This is a genomic window from Paenarthrobacter sp. NEAU-H11 (assembly GCF_050573415.1).
Lineage (GTDB): Bacteria > Actinomycetota > Actinomycetes > Actinomycetales > Micrococcaceae > Arthrobacter.
This window is the reverse complement of record NZ_JBNZGA010000002.1, coordinates 244917-267447: the sequence shown is the minus strand read 5'-3', so window position 1 is coordinate 267447 and position 22531 is coordinate 244917. Positions and strand designations below refer to the sequence as shown.

The window sequence follows — 22531 nt, the reverse complement described above, 5'->3', positions numbered from 1 at the left end:
CGCTAGTGGTGTTCCACCCAGCACGCCAGGATGGTGGTGGATAGCTGGTAGGCCAGGGCGTTGCGGCTGACGGCATCCGGACCCACGGTTCCCGGCAGGCCTGATGCGTCCACCTGCAGCACGAAGTTGTCCTTCTGGAACACTGCTGAGCCGTCAGCGGTCTCGTAGGCAGGAAAACCGAGGTTGGCCAGTCCATCAATGGGCACGGCGCCGACCGCAAGGGCTTGCATGGCGTCGAAGTAAGTCAGCGCCGCCGCCTGGTCCGGCGCCTCCCTGACGGAGATTTCCAGGGCGCCCTCGTCCAGGTGGTAGATGCACGTGAAGGTGCTGTCCGCCCATGTTTCGACAGTATGGGGGTCATCCCCAAGGTCAAGGATCGCGGTGAGCCGGTCCATCGGCTGGTCCCCGCACACCATCCTTGCTGCCTCGCTGGGTACCCTGCTGGCGTCCCGCGGGGACGCGGGGCCGCCGCCGTGGTGCCCGGCGTGGCCGTCCTGCTGAGGCGAGGGCGAGGCACCCGATGGCGCGGCGGCGGGGGCAGGGGTGTTCGACGACGGCGCTCCCGCCCCGGCTTCCGTCGACCCCGCCGCCGCCGCGCAGCCTGCGAGCAGCAGGGAAGAGAGTGCCAGGGCGGCGAACAGTGGGAAGCGTTTAGTCATGGCTCTTCCGTCCTGGCCGCATCCGTTCCGGATCCTACGGCCGTAGGTGGGTGTTTGCCTGGAAGCGGGTCAGGCTTTGAGCTTGGCATAGATCACGTAGTTGTCGTCGAAGAGCCCGGTGGCGGGATCGTAGCCATCGCAGGTGATCAGCCGCAGTTCGGGGCCGGAGGTGTTTCCGTAGACCTCCAGCGTGGGGAAGCTGTCCTTGCCGTAGAGCGCACCGCGGTCAACGGTGAAGACGGCCGTGCTGCCGTCAGCGCGGGAAACGGCGATGTCCATCCCGGGGACCAGCTTGCGGAGGTCCGCGAAGACGCCGCCGCGTCCGTTGGGCGAGTTGACGTGGCCCAGAATGACGGATGGTCCGCGTTCGCCAGGGGTGGGGGATCCGTTGTACCAGCTGGCCGGGGCACCGTTCCCGCTGTCCTGGGGGACCTCAAGTGATCCGTTCTCCCGCAGGCCGAGTTTCAGGAGGTCGGTCCGCACTCCGATGGCAGGTATTTCCAGGGTAACCGGCTCGGACCGGGCCAGGGCCGCAGGTCCTGCGGCAGGAGGCACGGCCGCTGCGGGGGTGGACACGGAAGGTGCCGCTGCAGCCGGGGCGGGCGGGGGAGAGTCGACGGCCGCGGAAGGTGGGGCGCCGGCGTCGGACGTTCCGGTCATGCCGGAGCCGCAGCCGCCCAGGGCCAAGGCGAGCAGAAGCCCGGCCGCCGTGGAGGCCCCAACGCCCCCGCGGCGGCCGGAATTCGTGTCAGTCACGGTGATCCAGTCAGCCTGTAGTTACGCGGCTGATCCGGAGTTGCGGCGGCGTGCCACGTAGGCGCCGCCGGCGAGGGCAGCCAGGGCGAGGCCACCGCCCGCCGCGAGGGCTGCGGTGCCGGTGCCGGTTTCCTGGGGAATGCCGGTGTCAGCGCCGCCTGACGGCATCTTCATCTGTCCGGCCACCAGGGTCCCGCACAGGGCCGGGGACGTGGCAGCCAGCGGGAGGGTGGGTGCGAGGTCGCTCTTTGCCGCCTGGCCGGCTGCGCTGAGGGTTGCGGGGTCAAGGCCGTGGACCACCACCACGGCGGTGCCTGCCTGGAGGGCCGCCTTGGTCTCGGCATTCAGTTCAAACGTGCGGTCGACGGTGTATGCGGCGCCCTGGCCGCCGACCTTCAGGTCAAGGCCTGCGGCGGGGCTGGTGTCGCCGCTGGTGGAAAGGGTGGTGACGATGCCGCCGTAGGACGGGGCGCCCTCGGTGGTGGAGATGACCTGGTCGCCGTCCTTGTCGGCAGAAGGGCCCGGGCAGGTTCCCTGGGCTCCGCCATGGATGTGCTGAACGTGCGGGTACGGGGCATCCATGAAGGTGGCGGGCAGGCCCGAAACCTTGAGGACAACGTGGGCCTGGTTGCCAGTGACATCAAGGGTGATGCTGCCCGAGCCTGCGCTGCCGTTGATCTGGCCCAGGGTGGACTGGTAGTGGTTAGCGCCGTCCTGGGCCATGGCTGGGGCTCCGGAAAGGGCAAGGGCCCCCAGAGCGAGGGTGGGAACAGCGAGGTAACGAAGTGTCTTGTTCATCGGAAAGCATCTCCTCATACAAGTGACATGGTTGTCCCAGTTGAGGGACAGGAGTGATTCGGCGCCGCTCCTGTTTCGGATGGGAAAAAAGTGAAATGGCGCACAGTGCAGCCCCTGTAGGATGGACAAAGGTGCGCCGGGAAGTCTGGTCGGCATGATTTTGTCGAACCCAGATGCCGGGAGCCCCTATGAACCATCCCTCGCCCATTACGCCCCCTTCTCCGCCACGGAAGCCCGCGGTCTTTTCCCGCGGCAGCTACGCGGAGGCGCTCCGGATCGGGGAGATTCTCCGCAAGGAAACAGTGGGCGGGGCCCTGCTGGTCTCCGCTGCGCTCATCGCCCTCCTCTGGGCCAACTCGCCGGCGTCGGACAGCTACTTTGCCCTCCGCGATTTCAAGGTGGGCTACGAGCCCTGGCACCTTGACCTCAGCCTCGGCGCCTGGGCAGCGGACGGACTGCTGGCCATCTTCTTCTTCCTGGTGGGCCTGGAGCTCAAACGCGAGTTCGTTGCCGGGGATCTTCGCCAGATCAGCAAATCGATAGTTCCTGTTACCGCAGCCGCGGGCGGCGTGCTGGTTCCGGCGCTCATCTACGCGGCAATCAACTTCACCAGTCCTGAAACCCTGCGCGGCTGGGCCATCCCCACGGCCACGGACATCGCCTTCGCCGTGGCGGTGCTGGCCATTATCGGCTCACACCTGCCCAGCGCACTGCGGATCTTCCTGCTGACGCTGGCTGTGGTGGACGACCTCATCGCCATCACCATCATCGCGTTCTTCTACACCAGCGACCTGCAGCCCGTGCCGCTGCTGCTGGCCCTCATTCCGTTGGCCATCTATGCGTTCCTGGCCCAGAAGTTCCGCTACTTCTTCGGCCGCAAGGTCCTTGCATCCTGGTTTATCCTGCTGCCCCTGGGCGCGGTCACCTGGGCCCTGGTGCATGCCTCAGGCATCCACGCCACCGTCGCCGGGGTCCTGCTGGGCTTCGCCATCCCCGTCATCCGGTCACAGGCCGGCGGCGGCCCGGAGGCAGGGCCAGGCCTGGCGGAAATCTTCGAGCACCGGTTCAGGCCCATTTCTGCGGGCATCGCGGTACCCGTCTTCGCGTTCTTTTCCGCCGGCGTGGCGGTGGGCGGCCTGGAAGGACTGGCTTCAGCGCTCGCGGACCCGGTGGCCCTGGGCATCATCGCGGCGCTTGTGTTGGGCAAACCGATCGGAATCCTGGGCACCACGTGGGTCCTGACCAAGGCCACCAGGGCGGAGCTGGACACCTCGTTCAAGTGGATCGATGTCTTCGGCGTGGCACTCCTGGCCGGCATCGGCTTCACGGTGTCGCTGCTGGTGGCCGAGCTGAGCTTTGGGCAGGGCACCCTGCAGGACGACCACGCCAAGGTGGGCATCCTGGCCGCGTCCCTGCTCGCCGCCCTGCTGGCCACGGCCGTGCTGAAGGCCCGGAACCGGCACTACCGGGTGGCCGAAGAACTGGAAAAGGTGGACGCCGACCAGGACGGCATCCCGGACGTGTACCAGGGCAGGGCCTAACAACAAGGGGTCACTTCGCGCCCAATTGACTGCTCGGTCAGGGCGCGGCGTGACCCCGCGTTGGATATGGCCGTAGGGCAGGCCTTAGCGGCGTACGGAACTCCGGCGGCCGGCCACCGCTTCAGCCGTTCCCACCAGGAGCACCGAGGCGATGACGGCCACGATGAAGCCCAGGAAGTTCAGCTCGAAAATGTCCCCGGTGCCCAGGAGCGAAGCCACCACGCCGCCGATGACGGAGCCGGCAAGGCCCAGCAGGAGGGTGGCCAGCAGGCCCAGGTTCTGCTTGCCCGGCTTGATGAGGCGGGCAAGTGCGCCGATGATGAGGCCTGCAACGATGAATCCGATCACGGTGTGCTCCTTCGTGGTGGTTGCGGGCGGGTGACGCCCGTACTGCCGCAGCGGTGCCGCAATGGGTCCATTCTATGCACGCGCCGGTGCCGTCCCTTTGACCGGGACGGCACCGTCACAAGGGCGGAAATCAGGCCGGGGCCAGCGGCTTGGCCTGCTCCTCCACATGCCGGATCTCCAGCGCCTCAGGGTCCAGCAGCTTCCGCGCGCCCGTCCTCGCGTCCAGGATCCAGAACAGTTCCAGGGCGGGTACGACGTCGGTCACCCGCCCGCGGTGGAATAGCTTGCCGTTGTGCCACGCCTCGATCTGGTCGCCGATCCGAAGCTGGCCGGTGAGAACTTTACGTGCCTCCATGATGCGCCTCCTGCTGTTGTGTCCCCGTATGCACAGCATGCCGTGGCAAGGTTGCTGAATTGTTTCAATCGAGTATTTTTCCTGTGACCTTCGGGGGCCGGGGCGGGTGCCGGCCGGAGGCCTGGCCGGCGGCGTGTAAAGGAACCATTAATAAACGGTCCCTCCTTGCTCCGCCGCTTTTGCCCGGTGCTAGCTTCGGCATGAACCAGTGCAGTGGCAGCGTGGAAGGAAATGCCATGACCACGTTGAGCAGGCCGCCAGCTGATCCCTCCGCGCCGCGGCCGCGGGGAATGCAAGCCTTCAGGCTGTGGCTTCTGTTCGGGCTCCAGGACAGCAAAGGCACCCACCTTGGGCCCGGCGTGGCGGCGTCCTCCCACGGGAAGGTCCATCCATGGTGGCAGGTCATGTGCCTGACGGGTGTCGACTATTTCTCCACCCTTGGCTACCAGCCTGCCATCGCCGCGCTCGCTGCCGGCGTCGTTTCGCCCGTCGCCACAATGGTGCTGGTCGCCGTGACGTTGCTGGGCGCCCTGCCCGTCTACAGGCGGGTCGCCGTCGAAAGCCACCACGGGGAAGGCTCCATCGCCATGCTTGAGCGGTTGCTGCCCAGCTGGGGCGGCAAGCTCCTGGTCCTGGTCCTGCTCGGCTTCGCCGCCACCGACTTCATGATTACCATGACCCTCTCCGCTGCAGACGCCACCGCCCATGTGATTGAGAACCCGGTTGTGCCGGACTGGCTGCACGGACAGAACGTCCTTGTCACCCTGTTCCTCCTGGCGTTGCTGGGCGCCGTCTTCCTGCGCGGTTTCAAGGAAGCCATCGCCGTCGCGGTGGTCCTGGTGGTCCTGTACCTCGGCTTGAATGCCGTGGTGGTGGGCGCCTCGCTGGTTCAAATCTCCACCCAACCGGTCGTCGTCGGCGACTGGTGGGCCACCCTGCTGACTTCCCACGGGGACCCGCTCATGGCGGTGGCAGTCGCCCTGATTGTTTTCCCGAAATTGGCGCTGGGGCTTTCCGGTTTCGAAACCGGCGTTGCGGTCATGCCCCAGGTCAGGGGCGACGAGAACGACACTGAAGAATATCCTGCGGGGCGTATCAAGGGAACGCGGCGGATGCTTACCGGTGCCGCGGTGATCATGAGCGGGTTCCTCATCGCCACCAGCTTCATCACCGTCGTCCTGATTCCGGAGCAGGAATTCCAGCCCGGCGGCCAGGCGAACGGGCGTGCCTTGGCCTACCTTGCCCATGAATACCTCGGCGTCGGCTTCGGGAGCATCTACGACATCAGCACCATCGCCATCCTGTGGTTTGCCGGCGCCTCCGCCATGGCAGGCCTGTTGAACCTGGTTCCCCGGTACCTTCCCCGTTACGGCATGGCCCCGGGGTGGGCCCGGGCCGTGCGCCCGCTTGTGCTCGTGTTCACCCTTGTCAGCTTCCTCATCACTTACCTCTTTGACGCCGACGTCGACGCGCAGGGCGGCGCGTACGCAACCGGCGTCCTGGTGCTCATGACCTCCGCAGCGGTCGCCGTCACGCTGTCCGCGCAGCGAGGGGGCCACCGGGGACGCGCCCTCGGGTTCGGCGCAATCGCCCTGGTTTTCACCTACACCACCATTGCAAACGTCTTCGAACGCCCCGAGGGCATCAGGATCGCCGGGGTTTTTGTTCTCGGAACCATCGTGATTTCCCTGCTGTCCCGCGTCGGGCGCTCCTTTGAGCTGCACGCAACCCGTGTCCACCTGGACCAACAGGCCCTGGAATTCATGTCCAGCACCCTCGAAGGCCCCATCGCCATCATCGCCCACGAGCCTCTGCGGAAATCCGCAGAGGCATACCGGCACAAGCTCGCCTCAGCCATCGACGTCAGCCACCTGCCCGTCGAACACGAGCCGCTGTTCCTTGAAGTGATCGTCGATGACTCCTCCGATTTCGAAACGGAACTGTTTGTCCGCGGTGTGACCCGCCACGGCTACAACGTCCTCGAAGTCCACGGGCCCGTGGTCCCGAACACCATCGCCTCCGTCCTGCTCCACATCAGGGACGTCACCGGGCTGATGCCGCACATCTACTTCCGCTGGACGGAGGGCAACCCGATCACCAACCTTCTGCGGTTCCTGTTTCTCGGGGAAGGCGAAATCGCTACAGTCACGAGGGAAGTGCTGCGGGAAGCCGTTCCGGACGTCACCAGGCGCCCCTGGGTCCATGTCGGGTGACGGTACGCGACGCGCGGACTTGCCTGGTGGGGGACGGTTGTCACTCCGGGGTGCCTCGCGGATCAGCTCATTCGCCGCCCCGGCCGGCAGGTCGGGCTCGGTGGACGGGAGGGAAAGAAGGCCCCCCCGGTATGCCTGGACCTCATACTCGCTCGACCAGCTTTTCACTGACCTGCACCAAAGAGGCACCGGCCGCCCGAGCGTCCCGGATCAGCTGTTGGAGTGCCTGGTCATGGGTGATGCCGTGGCGTTCCATCAGCACCCCGCAGGCGCGGTTGATGGTGTCCCGGCTGGCCAACGTGGCTTTGAGCTGTTCGGACATCCGAAGCGGCGCCTCGCTGCCTTGGACGTGGGCCACAAGAGTCGCCGCTGCTCCGGCGAACAGGGCCAGGGTGCGGCCGCGGTCTTCGTCATACTGCCCGGGCAGGGCTGAATAGATTTTCAAGGCTCCGATCGAATCCTTTCCTGCCAGCAGCGGCGCGCTGGCCACGGAGCGGACGGGCAGCCCGGCAACGGCCGACGCCCAGCGGGGCCACCGCCCGTCCGTGTGGACGTCGTGCACGATGACCACTTCTTCCGCTGCCCACGCCATGAGGCACGGGCCCTCACGCAGTTCGTACTGCGCGGCGTCGGCCTGCCTCACCACGGCATCCGTGGAGCCGCTGCTGATCAGGCCGCCGGCCGGATCCAGGAGCGAGGCCCCTGTTCCGGGTGCGCCCGGCATGGTTTCCTTGATCGCCTGGGCCAGCAGGCTGACCGCCCTGTCAGCCTTCTCCTGGCTCAAGAGCAACCCGCGGATGCGCGCCACAGCCGCGGTCAGGTCGTCGAGGGGGTCGAGGGGAAGGCGGCTCACTCCGCCACCTCCTGGCTCCGCCCGGGCGGCATCACGTGGCAGCCGGGTCGCTGTAGAGGCAGCCGGGGGCCCGGGCCGCCGTCGCTGGACGGATCGAAAACCGCGGCGTGGTCAAGGAACTGCTGGAAGTGCGAGGTTGCCATGGTGGGCCCATTCCGCTTCTGCACCGTGTGCCGCCGGTTTACTACAGCGACTGCTCCGGGGGGCCTGTGCAGGGGGCCGGGAGGGGACTGGAATTGTATCCCGTCACACTCCTGAGATTACGCGTCACAAAAGGGGAAGTACAGGCGAGCCCCGCCCGGTGGCGGCCATGGAGAGTGCACCGGATGCAGCGTCGGGGGCTTGCAGAGGCCTTGATCCCGGGCAAGCCTTCCCGGGCATTGGTAAGTGTGCTTATATATTCTTCTTTGGCGGTAGCAAAGCCCGTCACCCAGGGTGCTGTTGCCCCGCCGACATAACGGAGGACACTGCCATGAATGATCCTTTGATTGAGGCTATGCACCATCACGAGCCGCTGAGTAACCCGCTCGAAGAGGTCCACCTGCGCCTGGCCGTAGCCGCATCGGACATCGCCGAGTTGCGGGCGGAGATAGCCCGGCTGGACCGGAGCCTGGATGACTCGCGGCGGGTGAACCAGAGGGCCGCTGAGCTGCTGGACCTGGTTTACGAGCGCCTCGCACAAGGCTGGGGCACGTCGGGCCGGGCGGGCGCGCCGGCCGTTCAGGATTCCTCCCCCCTGTAGGGGCCAGTGCACCGAAGTTCAAAGGACGACGGCGATGGGCGCCGCGAGCATTGATGGCGCCGCGCAGCGGCGGCGGGGGCACCAGGACATTCGGGATCGAGGAGGATCCCTTCCTGGTGGATCCCGGTACGGGGGAGTCTGTCCGCGGTCCCTTCAGGTCTGCCCTCGTCCAGCGCGACGGCGGTGACGGCACGGCGCCCCAAAGCCAGCCGGCCGCCGGCGGGGTCCGGCGGACACCAGCCGTAGGGGGAAGCGCCAGAGGTCAAGGATGCCTTCAAACAGGACTAAACGCCTTGAAGCAGGGAAAGGTGCGGCTTCGGCGGAGCCGCACCTTTCGTTTTCCTTCCCCTGCCGCTAGCGTTGAGTGCATAGTTATGCACATATGCACTCAAGGAGTTGGGCCCATTGTTGTCGGTGCTGCGGAACGCCACCTACCGCCGGCTGTTTGCCGCGCAGGGGGTTGCGCTGATCGGCACGGGCCTGCTGACGGTTGCCCTCGGGCTGCTGGCCTATGACCTTGCCGGCACCGATGCCGGGTCCGTCCTGGGGACTGCGTTGACGGTCAAGATGTTTGCCTACGTGGGCCTGGCGCCGGTGATCAATGCGCTGGCGGCCCGGTGGCCGACGAAGCGGGTCCTGATCGGGGCAGACGTGGTGCGCGCGGCGATGGCGCTGTCCCTGCCGTTCATCACGGACGCCTGGCAGATCTACGTGGCGGTCTTCCTGCTCCAGTCCGCCTCCGCCACCTTCACTCCTGCCTTCCAGTCGCTGATCCCCACCGTCCTGCCGGATGAGCGGGACTACACCCGGGCGCTGTCCCTGTCCCGGCTGGCCTATGACATGGAAGCCCTGGCCAGCCCGGCCATAGCCGCGCTGCTGCTGACCGTGGTGGGCTACAGCAACCTGTTCCTCGGGACGGTTTTCGGCTTCCTGTCCTCAGCCGCCCTGGTGGCCCTCAGTGCCCTGCCCCAACGCATGCCGGCTGCGGTGCCGCAGGCCTCGCTGTGGCACCGCACCACCCTGGGCGCCAGGATCTTCTGGCGGAACCGGCGGCTGCGGTCGCTGCTGGCCCTCAACCTGGTGGTCGCGGCCCCGACGGCACTGGTGCTGGTCAACACTGTGGTGTACGTACGGGAGGTCCTGCTGCGGCCGGAAACTGACCTGGCCCTGGCGCTGGCCTGCTTCGGCACGGGGTCCATGATTGTGGCATTGTCCGCCCCGCGGGCGCTCGGCCGGTTCGGGGACAGGTCCGTGATGCTCGCCGGTGCCGCCGTCATCCCCTTCGTCCTGGCCTGCGCCGCCGCGCTCTCCCTGCGCCCCGCCGGAGGCGGGTGGTGGCTGCTGCTGGGACTGTGGCTCCTGCTGGGCGCTGCCAGCGCCACCATCCTCACGCCGTCGTCAAGGCTCCTCCGCGACGCGTCCACCGTGGACACCCGTCCCTACGTTTTTGCGGCGCAGTTCTCCCTCTCGCACGCCTGCTACATCATCACTTATCCGCTGGCCGGGTGGGTGGGCGCCGCGGCGGGCCTGGGCTGGGCTGCGCTGGCCCTGACAATTGTTGCGATGATAGGCAGTGCAGGAGCATTCCTTTCCTGGCCCCGGCAAAATGCCGCGGAGGCCACGGACCGCGCAGAGGAGGAGCAGGACAGTGAGCAGCCAGCCCGGTAGCAAAGCCATCTCCGCCGCTGAGGTGCCGTCCCTGGTCCACCACGTGACCCCGGGGCCGGAACTGCTGGAGGCGGCTTCCGCAACCCTTCGGATGCTCGCTGAACCGACGCGCCTGCACCTGCTCTGGCAGCTGTCCCAGGGTCCCAAGACGGTGACGGAGCTGACGGCAGCTGTGGGCGTCCCGAGGACAGTGGCAAGCCAGCACTTGGCAAAGCTCCGCCTGAGCGGGCTGGTGGACACCCGCAAGGACGGCCGCCACGTGATCTACTCACTCCACGACGGCCACCTGGCGCGGCTCATCCGTGAAACCATCAATCATGCGGACCACCGGGTCACGGGCGAGCCGGCCCACGGATAAGGTGCAGCACCGCCCGCCGCGGCCGAAATGATCAGCACCCTTAGTGATTTGTGGTTACGATGGGAAGGTAAGCCGCTGGCGGTACGCCGGCGGGAGCCGACCGTAGGGAGAAACACCATGGGTTTGGACGACAAGATTGGTAACGCAGCCGAGAAGCTTGGCGGCAAGGGTAAAGAGGCCACGGGCGAGGCAACAGGCGACGACCGCCTGAAGGCCGAAGGCCAGGCAGACCAGACCAAGGGCGACCTCAAGCAGGCCGGCGAAAAGGTCAAGGACGCTTTCAAGAAGGACTGACTCCGGTCCGACGCAAATGGGTGCGACTCCTCTGTGGAGGCGCACCCTTTTGCGTTGTCCGGTACGCTTCACGGCCCGCAGGAGGGCCCAAAAAGTAATGCTCATGTGATGTCCGGGGGGAAAATCCGAAGCTAGGCTGAAACGATGGTGCCCACCAGGAAGCCGGGAATGGCCAGGCTCACATGGTTTCCGCCGGAGATTCCCCGCAGCGCCCTTTCGCTGCGAAGCGTTTTCGTGTGGCTGCTTCTGGCCCTGCTCGTTGCCGGGGCCGCCTCACACACCTACGGCAGCCGGTACGCAATTGTGGGCCACGGCACCATGCAGCCGGCAAGCGGCCAGGCGGCCGGCCTCGAAGGCGATGAAGCAGCGCCGCCCCTTCCGGCGGCTTCGGCAACGTCCCATGACATGCCGACGCCGGCTGCCCAGGTTGTCCACACGGTCCAACAAGCCGTCCCGTTGGCTGCCCCTGAATCGATGGAGCGGGAGTGCTGCGAACGCCGCCACGCTCCGCGCAGCGGACCGGCGCCCTTACGGACGGGAGCGGTGGACCCGCCGTCGTTGGTCCACCGGGTGCCAGGTGTTTGCCTTCGTGCCAGCGTTAACCCGCCCGAGCCGGATCTGCCGGCCCTCAGCATGGTGGAACTTTCCGTCAGCAGGACGTAGACCCGGCGCGCTGTGCCACCTACCCAGTACCTGCTGAACAGACCTGGAAAGAGAAACCAATGACCCACGTACAGTCCATGCTGGACGCCTACCCCAGGGACCTCGGGAGCATCGACAAGTCGAAGCTCGCCGAATGCATCCAGGCGTGCTTCGAGTGCGCCCAGACCTGCACCGCATGTGCCGACGCGTGCCTCAGCGAGGATATGGTCGCTGACCTCACCAAGTGCATCCGCGCCAACCTTGACTGCGTAGACATCTGCGTGGCCGCGGGGAAGATCCTCTCCCGCCGCACTGGGTACGACGCCGATGTCGCGCGCGCAGTCCTGGAAGCATGCCGCACCGCCTGCAGGTCCTGCATGGAGGAATGCGGACAGCATGCCTCCATGCACCGCCACTGCGAGGTGTGCGCCGAAGCCTGCCGCCGCTGCGAGCAGGCGTGCGCCGACCTCCTTGGTGCCCTTGCATGAGCAAGTGATGCGCCACGAAGAGTGACGGCAGACTTGCCCTCACGTTGGCAGGCCATCCTTGGCCGCTAGTGACCACTACACACCACGCTGGAAGCCCGGCCTGTGCCCGCAAATGCAAGGGCTGCAGGCCTGGAAAGGTCCCCTATGACACATCACGCTTATGCGAGGGCTGTGGAAGATCCGCAATTGCGTCGGATGCTGGCCTCGCACATTCACTGCGGCGAAGCCATGCAGCTGGTGGCCGCGGTCCGAACGCCGCCGGACAGGTTTTCCGGGGAGATGCAGGAGAAGAACGACGGCGGCCTGCTGACTTACCGGTGCGCCTGCGGGTTCAGTTTCGACCACAGGGAGGTGTGACTCTCGGCGCTAAATGGCGGCTTTTTCACGGCACTATTTGTCGCATGGCGCAGCCAGCAAGGGGACTCCCCACCGGGGCTGTCCCGTCGCCTGGTTGGGGCCGCAGACGACTTGCTTGGCATGTATAGGACTTGTGGCGAGGCGTCACTCAGGTGGACGTTGCGTTTCCGTGAGATCAACATGCTGCTCGCGCTCTGGAATCGCATGGGCGGAATCCGCGGGCGGTGTTCCAGGGTGTTGCAGCCAAGCATTGGATTCCGCGTCTCCGTGCGCGACGATTTCGACAGCGACGGAGTCCCATCGATAAACGTTGGTCCCGGCGGGTGGACGCTGGGACGTGATGTAGAAAAGTCCCGGCCAAGCAAGCTCCCCGATAGGCGGCCCGTCTGGATCAGGGTTCGCCAAGGCAACGCCGGCATCGGCCGCCACATCTCGCCCGACGTGAAATGGTAAACCCACGAGATCGCGGACCGTAACCCTGTCGGCGAACCTCTCACTCATTTTCACAATTTACCTCTGAAAGGTGTCTGCTGTAGCGGGTGAACGCCAGCTTGGCGGCAGACGCACTGTGATCGCAAGGGGATCGTGTGGCGGCCACTGGTCAGCGAGCCGTTGGCTTGGCGGACCTCGGCGCTGTGGTTGAAGAGCCGCAGATCATCGTAGACGGATTCGTTTATGGCGGCCTGTTGGGGCCGGGCTGGAGGCGGGCGGGCATAGGTAGTGGGTAGTGGACTGCGTTTGTAATCCGCCCCTTGAAGGTCTTCGCGCCTGAAGCGTAACCTGCACGCAAGAAGCGGAGACTGCAAGATTGGGCTAGGAGCGCGGCATGAATGTGCTGAGCCAGACACTCGCCGGATCCACCGGCCTGGCGCTGATAAGCGTTGGCATCCTGGAGGTCTTCTTCCATGGCGACCAACGGTTCCACCGGATCTTCCTGATCAGGCAGGAAAACGTGCACGCAGTCCGGATGTGGGCGATGAATGTTGGCGCCTACAACATCACCTTCGGCTTGGGCATCGCAGTGGGCCTGTGGCTGGTGAACTTCTCAGGCACTCCCACCAGCGGGTCGGCCATAGTGATCTTCTGCTGCGCGTGCCACGTCTTCCTTGGTTTTTGGCTGTGGGTCACAGAGAAGCGCCTCCTGGTCAGCGCCATCGGCCAGGCGCTCTTCCCGGCGCTGGCAATTGTCTTCTACGTTCTCGTTCACTAGGGGTGGTAGTTGGCGAATGCTAGTGGCGGCGTTTTTTGTTGATTCGCGTCACAGCAGCGCCCGTATGGTGGTGGCTCTACGGACCGCTTGAAGCGTCCGCAAGAGGATCCTTCACCGGACGCAGCACAATCAGCTGGGACTGCCAAAATGCGTAGCTGGTTATCCAATTAGGTGGCTGGCGTGCTCAAAGTCGTCTTCCCCGACGGTCGAAATCCGCCCGACGAGTCTCGTCCGCATCCCAAAAAGGGGCATCATTTCGGCGCACCCGCATCAGGTAAATGACCTGGCCGGCGCTCAACAGGAACCAGACGACGTAGATGCAGAAGCCAACAACATTCCAGCCATCGTTCAATCCCGCCATTAACCGGCTGCCAGCGAGGAACGCGCTGATGGAAGCCTGGAGACCATACGCCCACATACCGAAGCGCCAACTTCCTCGCCCCATTTTAGGCTGGAGGCGCTTGTGAGCTTCTGTCCCTGACATATCCGGAGCCTACAACCACATACGGCACCCCGACAGAGGATCGTCCACCGTGCCACTAACGCCCCATCAACGACTAGGTCTTGAACCCCTTGTGTTGGGCATGACAAGAGCAGCCACTATTGCGTAGCTACGGCGAGGAAAGTCGCCAGAAGTGAAACTGCTGCCAGAACTAATGTTCCAACTAGCCATGGCCGATAGGGGCTTAGGTCCATCTTCTTGCCTGGGTGGCGAAGGACGAAAATTATCGGAAGCAGAATGGCTACGGCTACAGCCGCAACAGCTACGAAAATATATGTACCTTGCACATCAGCCTTTCCTGGCCGTCTTCTCTAACCAGAGTGCCACGTCCGTAAGCCGATCCCCTAGAGGTGCTCCGAGTCCGCTATATCGGCGGTCCTTCGCTCATCAGCACGGACGATACCGTCACGAACCGCCGCTCTAATCACTAGGTAGAGGACATAGAAAAAGACGGCCGCACCCACCGCCAAGAGGACAACGAAGTTCAGCGGACCAGCATCCATAACTCCCCCAAGGATGTTCACGTTAATTCAAACCAAACGAGCTTAGCGTCAAGTGGGCTGACAGCAGGGTCAAAGCAACCCACGCGGATGCTCGGAGAAGGATCCTTCACCGGGCGCGAGGAAAGGGCCTTCCTCGCAGGTAGGCTTCGGGGAGCCAGAATGATCACGAAAAATTGGGGGAATAGATGGTTGGCCAGCGCGGGAACGAATGGCAGTGCGAGACGTGCGGACACCAACATCAAGGGCTCGCTACGGTTTTCGGAGCCCAAGCTCCGGATGTTTGGCTGCAGGCCACCTCAACCGAACGGGAAGCCGGCGAACTGACGGGCGACATGTGCCTGCTTGAAGTCGGAGGGGAACGACACTACTTCCTCAGGGGACCCGTTGAGATCCCTCTCATTGATGCCCCCGGTGAGGTCTTTAGCTGGTCTGCTTGGGTCTCACTCAGCCAAGAAAGTATCCAAAAGATTGCTGACCACTGGGATGATCCTGCACGAGCCTCCATGCCCCCAGTGTTCGGTTGGCTATGTAACGAGTTGCCCTACGACCAGCCCACGACCTCAATCGCGACGCACGTGCACAATAGGGAGCCAGGAGTGGTCCCCTACATCGAGCTGGACCCGTTCACGGACCACCCTTTGGTTAGAGAACAAGCCTCCGGAATCTCGCTTCATCGGCTGGCCGAAATCAATAAAGCGGTAATGGGCTAGATCTCAACGCCGGTCTGGTTCGGGTGGGTGTTCGGTAAAGGATCCTCTATCGGGCTGCTTTAGGTGAGTTCGGTAGCTCGCGTATTAGTGCATCGAGTACCCGTACGTCGTACCGGTTGGGGCTGGGCGCAGTTCCGCTGATCGAACCGACACCGTCCAATGGCAGCCCCCATACAACTTGATCCGGCCTCAGTCGGCTCAGGCACTGGTACCACTCAATGAGGGGCTCTCGAAGCTTCGCGTGAAGCTCAAATGAGCGCCGAGAGCGGGTTGGATCGCCGATTTTCTGTAGCCACAAGGTTTCCTCATCGGGCACTGTCACCAGTACGAGGTCTGCGAATCCGAGCTGTTTGTGGCTCATTGCCTCGCGAACGCATGTCAGCTCATGAGCGAATCGCGAAGCCGGAGCGGCGCCGACCCTGGCCAAGCACCACGAGTAGTGCAGTTTTATCGGATCGCTGTCGCAGACCGCCACTTGCACGCGGTCTTCAAGATCCAGCGCTTTTGACCAACGCCCCCTATTAACCTCGGTCCAGTAGTGCGCTTGGCGTACAGGATCGCTTCCGTCCGGCTCGGTACCTGTTGGAGCGTATTCAGGCACGAACTCGGCCGCAGCCGTTCTACACCACGTTGTTTTCCCGGCCGCGCTGGGACCTTCAATCGCCACAATCACCTGACGCTCTCCCTACCGGATGCTGTCGTTCAGGTGTTGGAACATTAGGTGGTCTTGCCAGGTGCCTGCGATCTTCAAATACTTCGGGGCGAGTCCGTACTGCTGAAAACCTGTCCTGGCGAGGACGTGCTGAGAAACGACATTGGCAACCAGCGTCTCGGCTTGCACTCGATGAAGTTTCAGCTCGTTGAAGGCGGAGGCGACTGCTGCACGGACCGCCTCCGTTGCCAGGCCCTTGCCTGTCTGATCCTCCGACAGCCAGTACCCCATGTTGCACGACTGGAACGGTCCGCGGGTGATGCCGCTGAGCGTCAAGCGCCCAGCTACCGCTCCCTCGTCATTCAAAATGGCCCAAGGCATCGCCTCGCCGCGCCCGTGGCGTGCCAGAGCTGCCTCGACGTCCGCGCGCTGCCCCTCCACCGTGAAGTAGCCATCACTCCGGCTGGGATCCCACGGTGACAAGAAATTGCGGTTGCGTACCTGCAGTTCGGCCAGGGCTTCACAGTCGCCGGTGGTGACGAGTCGGATGCGTAAGGTCATGGATCCAACCTTGCCAGATCGAATCGCGCGCCCCTTGTCAACGGCATGTGCGCACCATGAAAGGCGCCAACTGGTCGGTCCAGCCGTATGGCGAATCCCCGCTTACTGCCCCGCGGCTCGCATTATCAGCCAGCATCGCAAAGTGCGGGCGGGTGGAATCGACGGTCTCCGCCCTGCCGGCGAGCCAACGAACCGTCTCGTCGTCCTCACCAGAGTTGTGCGCTTTTATATCCGCGTCGGTGAATGCCCGGAGCTCGATCATGGGCACAACTTACAACGCAATCCCTAAACTTACGGGCGCCCGTAAGCCGGTCCTCCACCGGCCGCGGTTCAGTCCCACTTAGCGTGCGTCAAAATCCACGGCGTTACGGGCTTCCCGGATTCCCGTAAGACCCGCCCGCAAAACTGCCCGGTCATGGGGCCTAAACGCTACACTCGTCGTCATGCTTATCGGCTACGCCCGTGTCTCCACCAACACTCAAGATCTGACCGCCCAGCGCGACGCTCTCGCGGCCGCCGGCGTGGATCCCGACGCTATCTACGTCGATCATGGATTCACCGGCACCCAACGCGAACGGCCAGGCCTTGGCAAGGCCCTGGCCGCATGCCGTAGCGGTGACACCCTTGTGGTGACCAAGCTGGATCGCCTCGCTCGGTCGCTGCCCGATGCCAGGGACATCGCGGACGAGCTCACCCGCAAAGGGGTCGCCCTCAACCTTGGCGGCAGCGTCTACGACCCTCACGATCCAGTAGGGAAGCTGCTATTCAACGTCCTAGGCATGGTTGCCGAGTTCGAAGCCGACCTAATTCGCGCCAGAACGCGGGAAGGAATGGCAGTGGCAAAAGCCAAGGGCCGGCTGCGAGGAAAGCAACCAAAGCTCTCGAAAGCCCAAGAGGCGCACCTCGTGAGCCTCCACCAAGGCGGGGTGCACACCACCACCGAGATTGCCGAACTATTCGGCATCGCTCGCTCTACGGTTTACCGCGCCATCCAACGAGCGACACCAACGCCACCCCGGTGACAAATAGCGCCGCAAAAAGACCGCCATTTATCGCCGAAAGTCACAACAGGGAGGGCTGACCGGTTGGCGGAGGCCGATGCGGCTCCATCCCGCGCGGGCGCCTCGGCGGGAAGCTCGGCGCCGGGAGCCAGGGTCAGGCGATGTCCGTGCTGAGGCTGAGGTCCCGCCACTGCTCCAGTTCCGTGCGTTCGGCTTCGGCGACGGCGGCGAACGCTTCCACAGCGTCCTTGCCGAGCACGGCGAGCGACGGCGGATTGGGGCTTTCGGCGATGGCCACGATCGCTTCGGCTGCTTTGTGGGGGTCGCCCGGCTGCGTGCCATGGATGGTGTCGTTTTCCTTGCGCCGCTTGCCGGCCGTCTCCGCATAGTCCGCGATCGGCGTTGCCGACTGGGTGAGGGAGCGCCCGGCAAAGTCGGTGCGGAAGGCGCCGGGTTCAATGAGCGTGACGCTGATGCCGAGGGGCTGCAGTTCCTTGCGGAGCGATCCGGACAGCCCTTCCAGGGCCGCTTTCGTGGCGGAGTAGTAGCCGGAGCCGGCCGGATTGATGCGTGCGCCGATGGAGGAGATGTTCAGGATGGTTCCGGACCTTTTCGCGCGCATGTCCGGAAGGACTGCCTTGATCATGTCCACCGCGCCGAAAACGTTCGTGTCGAACAGGCGCCGCACGTCGGCGTCGTCCGCTTCCTCCACGGCGGCGCGGTAACCGTAGCCGGCGTTGTTGACCAGGACGTCAATGCCTCCGAAGCGCTCCTGCGCCTGCTTGACCGCCGCGCTGACCTGCGCACGGTCGGTGACGTCCAGGGGAAGGGCCAGTGCCGTGCCGGGGTGCGCGTCAGCGATGTCCTGCACCGTGGAGACGTCCCGGGCGGTGACCACGGCGTTGTGCCCGTGGGCGAGCACCGCCCGGGCAAGTGCCCGGCCGAGTCCGGTGGAGCATCCGGTGATGAGCCATGTCGCCATGATGTGTTTCCTATCGGTTGGGTGGCGGGGCCGTCTACTGACCAGGTAACCGCATAACTGCTGCGGATGACAGGCACTGCCAGGACACCCTTGGGGTTAAAAGGGTCTGGCCTTGACCGGAGGTGCGGCGCCGGGGCCATAATCGGGCTGGGCGCCAAAAGTGGTGCCGCTGGGTAGAGCCGGATCGTGCCGCCGAAGCAGAGGAGTCCTCGAATGACGAAGTACCTGATCTCGTTCCCCGGTGAGGCCATGGTGGTCCCCGAGGAGGAGTTCGAAGCTGTGGTGGAAGACTCCCATGCCGTCATTGAGGAGGCCAAAGCGGCGGGAGTGTACGTCTTCGGCGGCGGGATCAACGAGGCCGTTGCCCCGGTGCTCGTGGCCGGCGACGGCACCGTCACCGAGGGCACCTACCGGGGCCACACCGTACCCAACGGCGGTTACACCATCCTCGAGCTGCCCTCGCGGCAGGCGGCCTTGGAGTGGGCCGCAAAGATCGCCGTCGCCTGCCGCTGCGCGCAGGAACTCAGGGAGTTCCAGTACGACCCCGCGAGCTGACGACGGCGGCGCCGCACCTCCGCGGGCGCCCCACCTCAGCGGGCCCCCACCTCAGGGGGCGTCAGGCGTTGCGCTTCAGCCAGCCCCAGACGGCAGTGGCCACGAACAGCACCAGGCCGATGACGGCCAGCCACACCAGGCCCTTGATGACGAAGCCCAGGATGGACAGAACAAGCCAGACAACAAGCAGCGTGATTATTAGTCCCATTCCGGAATCCTAGCCGGAGTCACTAGTTGCCGTGGTTGTCCATGGGATGGATGTCTGCATCCCCCGGGGGATGGAGACCCGGCCACTTGGCAACCCGGCGGTCAACTTTCCCGCAGTGCACGCAGTGCCGGCGAAAATTACCGTCCTGGTCCGTATCGGCCAGCCAGTGGTGCCCCAGATTTACCCTGCAAAACAGTGCTTTGAGCATGGCGTTCCGTCCTCAGCGGAGGCCTGGACCTGCGGGAAAATCCGTGTCCGGAGCCGCCTTCATTGTACGTGCGGGGTTCCCCGGCGGCCAGGCAAATTCCTTCGCCGGGGGACCCCGGCGGCAAGTATTGACACTCTGCACTCGTGGGGCGCACGCTGAGAGCGCTGGGTGCCACTGTTGGCGGTGTTGACGCAGCGCGCGTCGGCCGGCCAACGCCCCCCGGAGCGGTCTGGGCGCCCCGGACGAACAGTCCAAGCCCTCCCTGTCTGGAGAATCGAAATGGCCGGAGTAACAGTAAACGCCCTTGAGGCAAAGTCGTTTGACGAACCCGATGAAAAGCGCCGCCCGCCGAAGACCCAGGTGGACGTGGTCAACCTGGGCGACGCCACGTTGGGACGCTTCACGTTCGAGCCGGGCTGGCGGTGGTCCGAGACCGTAAAAACCGTGGTCCACACGGACACTTGCCAGGTGAACCACGTGGGGATCTGCACCGCCGGAACGCTCACCGTGGAAATGGAGGACGGGACGCGGACCACGGTAAGCCCCGGCCACGCCTACACCATTCCGGCCGGCCACGATGCCTGGGTGGAGGGGGACGAGGCATTCGTGGGCTACGAAGTCATGAGCGCCGCGATCTTCGCAAAGCCCGCCTGATCCCGGGGCCCTCCGCCCGCTTCGCGAACGGGCTGCCGCCGGCCCGACGGGGCACTCCCGGGCCGGCTTCTACCCGGCAGGATATGGCGCCGAGGTGAGGTACCTGGCCAGGTGCGCAGCGTTGCGTGCGGCCCCCGCCGTGGCGGCGGCCACCTTCTCGGGCACGCTGTCCAAGTCCATGTAATCCACGGTCTGCATGGCCTCGCCCACCCAGTAGGTGGCGCCCTGGGCGGGAATGGTGAAGCCGACGTCGTTCAGCCCCTGCTGCGTGTCCGCGACCGTCTTGTGGGCTCCGTCCTCGTTGCCCACCACCGCCACGACCGCCACCTTCCCGTACATGACGGGCCTGCCGGCGTCGTCCGTCTCGGCGAGGTCTGCGTCCAGCCGTTCGAGCACCCTCTGGGTGATGCTGCTGGGGTGGCCCATCCAGATGGGTGTGGCCAGGACCAGGATGTCCGCCGCCAGGATCTTCCTGCGGATCCCGGGCCAGGCATCGCCGGCGCCCATGTCCACCTGCACGCCGGGCATCACGTTGTGGTCCACCACCCGCACGGAACTCCCGCTTACCCCGTGCGCTGCAAGCTCGTCCAGCACGTGGCGGGCCATGAGTTCGCTGCTCGAGGACTCGGGCGAGGGGGTCAGGGAGCAGATTAGGGCGAATGCAGTGAGGTCAGCCATCAGTTTTCCTTGCCGTCGGTGGATCTTTCCTGGTGCCGCTTCGTGGTTCGTAGCCGGCGGCGAAAAGGACTGCCGGCCGGTGGTGCTCTCCCGTCTGGTTGGGAGGGGAGGCTGGCGGGACGCCAACCCCGGCAAGGCCATGACCGGGCCCGCGATCAGCGAGGAAGGGCACGAGGTCATCGTCCACGAGGAGCGCTCGTCGTTGAAAAGGAAAACGCGCGGGCCGCCCTCCAGCCAAAGGGGGCGGCCCGCGCTTTTTGGTGTCCGGTTCCGACGGTGTCCGGCAGTTCCTTTACCGCGCAGCTACAACGGATTCGAGCAGGTCGTACGCCGGAGTGGTGAGGAAGTCCGTGTACTGCTCCGAAAGGCAGATCCCGGAAATAATCTGCGATGCGGGCTCGTAATACCGGCTGAACAGGTCTTCACCCACTTCACCGCGGAGTTTTTGGGTTTCCTCGGCCAGCAGGCGCTCCACCAGTTCCCGTGTCACCGTGTTGCCCGTGTCCGCCAGGATGGCTGCGTTCCGGATCTGCTGCCACACCTGTGACCGGGAAATTTCCGCGGTTGCAGCGTCCTCCATCAGGTTATGGATGGCCACCGCCCCGTTGCCGGACAACCAGACGGCCGTGTAGGCAACGGACACGTAGAGGTTGCCCCGCAGGCCGGCCTCGGTGGCCTCGCCCGGCGCCGATTCAATATCGAGCAGCTGCTCTGCGGTGACCTGGACCTCGGGCCTCGTCCGCTGCACCTGGTTGGGGGCGTCTCCGAGGACCCCGTCGAACACTTCCATGCAGATCGGCACCAAGTCCGGATGCGCAACCCAGGAGCCGTCGAATCCGTCGTTGGCCTCGCGGGTCTTGTCCGCCCGCACCTTCCCGAAGGCCTCCTCGGTGACTTCCGGCTGGCGGCGGTTGGGGATGACGGCTGCCATGCCGCCCATGGCGAAGGCGCCGCGCTGGTGGCAGGTTTTGACCAGGAGTTCGGTGTAGGCCCGCATGAACGGAACCGTCATGGATACAGCCGCGCGGTCCGGAAGCGTGAACTTCGGGCCGGAATCGCGGAAATACTTGATGATGCTGAAAAGGTAGTCCCAGCGGCCGGCGTTGAGGCCGGACGCATGGTCGCGCAGTTCGTACAGGATTTCATCCATTTCAAAGGCCGCGGGGATGGTTTCCACCAGGACGGTGGCCCGGATGGTCCCCTGCGGCAGCCCGAGGGCATCCTGCGCGTAAACGAAGATCTCGTTCCACAGCCGGGCTTCGAGGTGGCTTTCCATCTTGGGCAGGTAGTAGTAGGGGCCGTGGCCGTTGTCGATGAGCTGCCTGGCGTTGTGGAAGAAGTGCAGCCCAAAGTCCACCAGGGCTCCGACTGCGGGCCGTCCGTCGAACTCCAGGTTCCGTTCCTCCATGTGCCACCCGCGGGGACGCATAATGACGACGGCGGTGGGCTCGTCAGTGCGGAGGGCGTAGGTCTTGCCCTCGGGGGACGAGTAGGCCAACGTTCCGCGGGCGGCGTCATAGAGCGAGAGCTGGCCGTCGATGACGTTGAACCACGTGGGGGAGCTGGCATCTTCAAGGTCTGCCAGCCATACTTTTGCGCCCGAATTCAGGGCATTGATTGCCATCTTGGCGGGGGAGGCGGGGCCGGTGATTTCCACCCGGCGGTCCTGGAGGGCGGCAGGGGCCGGGGCCACTGTCCAGTCACCCTGCCGGACGGCGGCTGTCTCGGGGAGGAAGTCCAGGGTTCCTGTCCGGCTCGCTTCTGCGCGGCGGGCATGCCGCGATTCCAGGCGGGCGTCGCGTTCGGCGGCAAAACGGCTGTGGAGCTCAGCGAGGAACTCCAGTGCTTCCGGCGTAAGGATCTCGGAGGCGCGTTCAAAGGGCGGGTTGGTGATCCGGGTCAGGGTCATTGCGGTCCTTTCGATGAGTTTTCGCATTATGGACAATATGTTCTGCCAGACGAAAAAACAATGCCTAAAAGTAAATCGGTCAGACCATTGACTAATGGTCTGACCGATACGTAGTCTCGGATCCAC

The 22531-nt window shown here is 64.9% G+C and carries 27 protein-coding genes; 14 read left to right on the top strand and 13 right to left on the bottom strand.

Features of this window, described 5'->3' with window-relative positions; translation table 11 throughout:
• Nucleotides 1–2 precede the first annotated feature (2 nt).
• The 3 genes from ACQ3DC_RS03830 to ACQ3DC_RS03820 form a co-directional block, all read right to left on the bottom strand.
• A complete protein-coding gene (locus tag ACQ3DC_RS03830; RefSeq protein ID WP_323056785.1) occupies nucleotides 3–659 on the bottom strand; it encodes a hypothetical protein in 657 nt (218 codons plus the stop codon).
• Nucleotides 660–728: 69 nt separating this feature from the next.
• On the bottom strand, nucleotides 729–1415 hold the full coding sequence (locus ACQ3DC_RS03825; protein WP_323056786.1) for a sortase domain-containing protein: 687 nt from the start codon (nucleotides 1413–1415) through the stop codon (nucleotides 729–731).
• 21 nt (nucleotides 1416–1436) lie between these two features.
• Nucleotides 1437–2213, bottom strand: coding sequence for a CHRD domain-containing protein (locus ACQ3DC_RS03820; protein ID WP_157241351.1), 777 nt, complete (start codon nucleotides 2211–2213; stop codon nucleotides 1437–1439).
• Between the two features lie 188 nt (nucleotides 2214–2401).
• On the opposite strand from ACQ3DC_RS03820, the gene nhaA reads away from it, so the two are divergent.
• On the top strand, nucleotides 2402–3754 hold the full coding sequence (gene nhaA, locus ACQ3DC_RS03815; protein ID WP_321214278.1) for a Na+/H+ antiporter NhaA: 1353 nt from the start codon (nucleotides 2402–2404) through the stop codon (nucleotides 3752–3754).
• Between the two features lie 84 nt (nucleotides 3755–3838).
• On the opposite strand, the gene ACQ3DC_RS03810 is transcribed toward nhaA, so the two are convergent.
• Nucleotides 3839–4102, bottom strand: a complete 264-nt coding sequence (locus ACQ3DC_RS03810) for a GlsB/YeaQ/YmgE family stress response membrane protein (RefSeq protein ID WP_139030225.1) — start codon at nucleotides 4100–4102, stop codon at nucleotides 3839–3841.
• A gap of 130 nt (nucleotides 4103–4232) precedes the next feature.
• Nucleotides 4233–4457, bottom strand: coding sequence for a hypothetical protein (locus ACQ3DC_RS03805; protein ID WP_321214277.1), 225 nt, complete (start codon nucleotides 4455–4457; stop codon nucleotides 4233–4235).
• 236 nt (nucleotides 4458–4693) lie between these two features.
• On the opposite strand from ACQ3DC_RS03805, the gene ACQ3DC_RS03800 reads away from it, so the two are divergent.
• Nucleotides 4694–6670, top strand: coding sequence for an amino acid transporter (locus ACQ3DC_RS03800; protein ID WP_430751585.1), 1977 nt, complete (start codon nucleotides 4694–4696; stop codon nucleotides 6668–6670).
• Nucleotides 6671–6812: 142 nt separating this feature from the next.
• On the opposite strand, the gene ACQ3DC_RS03795 is transcribed toward ACQ3DC_RS03800, so the two are convergent.
• Nucleotides 6813–7523: a GAF and ANTAR domain-containing protein gene (locus ACQ3DC_RS03795; protein WP_430751584.1), complete on the bottom strand. Its 711-nt coding sequence runs from the start codon at nucleotides 7521–7523 to the stop codon at nucleotides 6813–6815.
• 472 nt (nucleotides 7524–7995) lie between these two features.
• Between ACQ3DC_RS03795 and ACQ3DC_RS03790 the strand changes: the two genes are divergently transcribed.
• The 8 genes from ACQ3DC_RS03790 (at nucleotide 7996) to ACQ3DC_RS03755 (ending at nucleotide 13282) form a co-directional block, all read left to right on the top strand.
• A complete protein-coding gene (locus ACQ3DC_RS03790; RefSeq protein ID WP_323056790.1) occupies nucleotides 7996–8265 on the top strand; it encodes a hypothetical protein in 270 nt (89 codons plus the stop codon).
• Nucleotides 8266–8670: 405 nt separating this feature from the next.
• Nucleotides 8671–9933 carry an MFS transporter gene (locus tag ACQ3DC_RS03785; RefSeq protein WP_430751583.1) on the top strand — a complete coding sequence of 421 codons (1263 nt, stop codon included), beginning with the start codon at nucleotides 8671–8673 and terminating at the stop codon, nucleotides 9931–9933.
• The gene (locus tag ACQ3DC_RS03780) at nucleotides 9914–10291 is read left to right on the top strand and encodes an ArsR/SmtB family transcription factor (RefSeq protein ID WP_430751582.1); all 378 of its coding nucleotides are present in this window, start codon (nucleotides 9914–9916) and stop codon (nucleotides 10289–10291) included. Before ACQ3DC_RS03785 ends, ACQ3DC_RS03780 begins: the two co-directional genes overlap by 20 nt.
• Before the next feature lie 117 nt (nucleotides 10292–10408).
• On the top strand, nucleotides 10409–10585 hold the full coding sequence (locus ACQ3DC_RS03775; protein ID WP_430751581.1) for a CsbD family protein: 177 nt from the start codon (nucleotides 10409–10411) through the stop codon (nucleotides 10583–10585).
• 168 nt (nucleotides 10586–10753) lie between these two features.
• A complete protein-coding gene (locus tag ACQ3DC_RS03770; protein WP_430751580.1) occupies nucleotides 10754–11248 on the top strand; it encodes a hypothetical protein in 495 nt (164 codons plus the stop codon).
• Between the two features lie 59 nt (nucleotides 11249–11307).
• Nucleotides 11308–11715 (top strand): four-helix bundle copper-binding protein, encoded by a 408-nt coding sequence (locus ACQ3DC_RS03765; RefSeq protein ID WP_430751579.1) that lies wholly within the window; start codon nucleotides 11308–11310, stop codon nucleotides 11713–11715.
• Nucleotides 11716–11859: 144 nt separating this feature from the next.
• Complete coding sequence (locus ACQ3DC_RS03760; protein ID WP_430751578.1) at nucleotides 11860–12072, top strand: hypothetical protein; 213 nt, start codon at nucleotides 11860–11862, stop codon at nucleotides 12070–12072.
• Nucleotides 12073–12898: 826 nt separating this feature from the next.
• Nucleotides 12899–13282, top strand: coding sequence for a DUF1304 family protein (locus tag ACQ3DC_RS03755; RefSeq protein WP_430751577.1), 384 nt, complete (start codon nucleotides 12899–12901; stop codon nucleotides 13280–13282).
• 184 nt (nucleotides 13283–13466) lie between these two features.
• Here ACQ3DC_RS03755 and ACQ3DC_RS03750 read toward each other — a convergent pair whose 3' ends face one another.
• Complete coding sequence (locus ACQ3DC_RS03750; RefSeq protein ID WP_430751576.1) at nucleotides 13467–13766, bottom strand: hypothetical protein; 300 nt, start codon at nucleotides 13764–13766, stop codon at nucleotides 13467–13469.
• Nucleotides 13767–14472: 706 nt separating this feature from the next.
• On the opposite strand from ACQ3DC_RS03750, the gene ACQ3DC_RS03745 reads away from it, so the two are divergent.
• Nucleotides 14473–14997 (top strand): DUF2199 domain-containing protein, encoded by a 525-nt coding sequence (locus ACQ3DC_RS03745; protein WP_430751575.1) that lies wholly within the window; start codon nucleotides 14473–14475, stop codon nucleotides 14995–14997.
• 685 nt (nucleotides 14998–15682) lie between these two features.
• On the opposite strand, the gene ACQ3DC_RS03740 is transcribed toward ACQ3DC_RS03745, so the two are convergent.
• Complete coding sequence (locus ACQ3DC_RS03740; RefSeq protein WP_430751574.1) at nucleotides 15683–16210, bottom strand: GNAT family N-acetyltransferase; 528 nt, start codon at nucleotides 16208–16210, stop codon at nucleotides 15683–15685.
• A gap of 37 nt (nucleotides 16211–16247) precedes the next feature.
• On the bottom strand, nucleotides 16248–16472 hold the full coding sequence (locus tag ACQ3DC_RS03735) for a hypothetical protein (protein WP_430751573.1): 225 nt from the start codon (nucleotides 16470–16472) through the stop codon (nucleotides 16248–16250).
• Nucleotides 16473–16653: 181 nt separating this feature from the next.
• Between ACQ3DC_RS03735 and ACQ3DC_RS03730 the strand changes: the two genes are divergently transcribed.
• A complete protein-coding gene (locus ACQ3DC_RS03730) occupies nucleotides 16654–17232 on the top strand; it encodes a recombinase family protein (RefSeq protein WP_430751572.1) in 579 nt (192 codons plus the stop codon).
• A gap of 133 nt (nucleotides 17233–17365) precedes the next feature.
• Here the strand turns inward: ACQ3DC_RS03730 and ACQ3DC_RS03725 are convergent, their stop codons facing one another.
• Nucleotides 17366–18193 (bottom strand): oxidoreductase, encoded by an 828-nt coding sequence (locus ACQ3DC_RS03725; RefSeq protein WP_430751571.1) that lies wholly within the window; start codon nucleotides 18191–18193, stop codon nucleotides 17366–17368.
• A 213-nt stretch (nucleotides 18194–18406) separates the two neighbouring features.
• Here ACQ3DC_RS03725 and ACQ3DC_RS03720 point away from each other — a divergent pair, with 213 nt between their 5' ends.
• Nucleotides 18407–18748: a YciI family protein gene (locus tag ACQ3DC_RS03720; RefSeq protein ID WP_430751570.1), complete on the top strand. Its 342-nt coding sequence runs from the start codon at nucleotides 18407–18409 to the stop codon at nucleotides 18746–18748.
• A 61-nt stretch (nucleotides 18749–18809) separates the two neighbouring features.
• On the opposite strand, the gene ACQ3DC_RS03715 is transcribed toward ACQ3DC_RS03720, so the two are convergent.
• On the bottom strand, nucleotides 18810–18956 hold the full coding sequence (locus ACQ3DC_RS03715) for a hypothetical protein (RefSeq protein WP_421092573.1): 147 nt from the start codon (nucleotides 18954–18956) through the stop codon (nucleotides 18810–18812).
• A 487-nt stretch (nucleotides 18957–19443) separates the two neighbouring features.
• On the opposite strand from ACQ3DC_RS03715, the gene ACQ3DC_RS03710 reads away from it, so the two are divergent.
• The gene (locus ACQ3DC_RS03710; RefSeq protein WP_157241386.1) at nucleotides 19444–19818 is read left to right on the top strand and encodes a cupin domain-containing protein; all 375 of its coding nucleotides are present in this window, start codon (nucleotides 19444–19446) and stop codon (nucleotides 19816–19818) included.
• Between the two features lie 69 nt (nucleotides 19819–19887).
• Here ACQ3DC_RS03710 and ACQ3DC_RS03705 read toward each other — a convergent pair whose 3' ends face one another.
• Together ACQ3DC_RS03705 and aceB are read right to left on the bottom strand one after the other, a co-directional pair.
• Nucleotides 19888–20496 carry a flavodoxin family protein gene (locus ACQ3DC_RS03705; RefSeq protein WP_430751569.1) on the bottom strand — a complete coding sequence of 203 codons (609 nt, stop codon included), beginning with the start codon at nucleotides 20494–20496 and terminating at the stop codon, nucleotides 19888–19890.
• 292 nt (nucleotides 20497–20788) lie between these two features.
• A complete protein-coding gene (aceB, locus tag ACQ3DC_RS03700) occupies nucleotides 20789–22405 on the bottom strand; it encodes a malate synthase A (protein WP_430751568.1) in 1617 nt (538 codons plus the stop codon).
• Nucleotides 22406–22531: the final 126 nt, after the last annotated feature.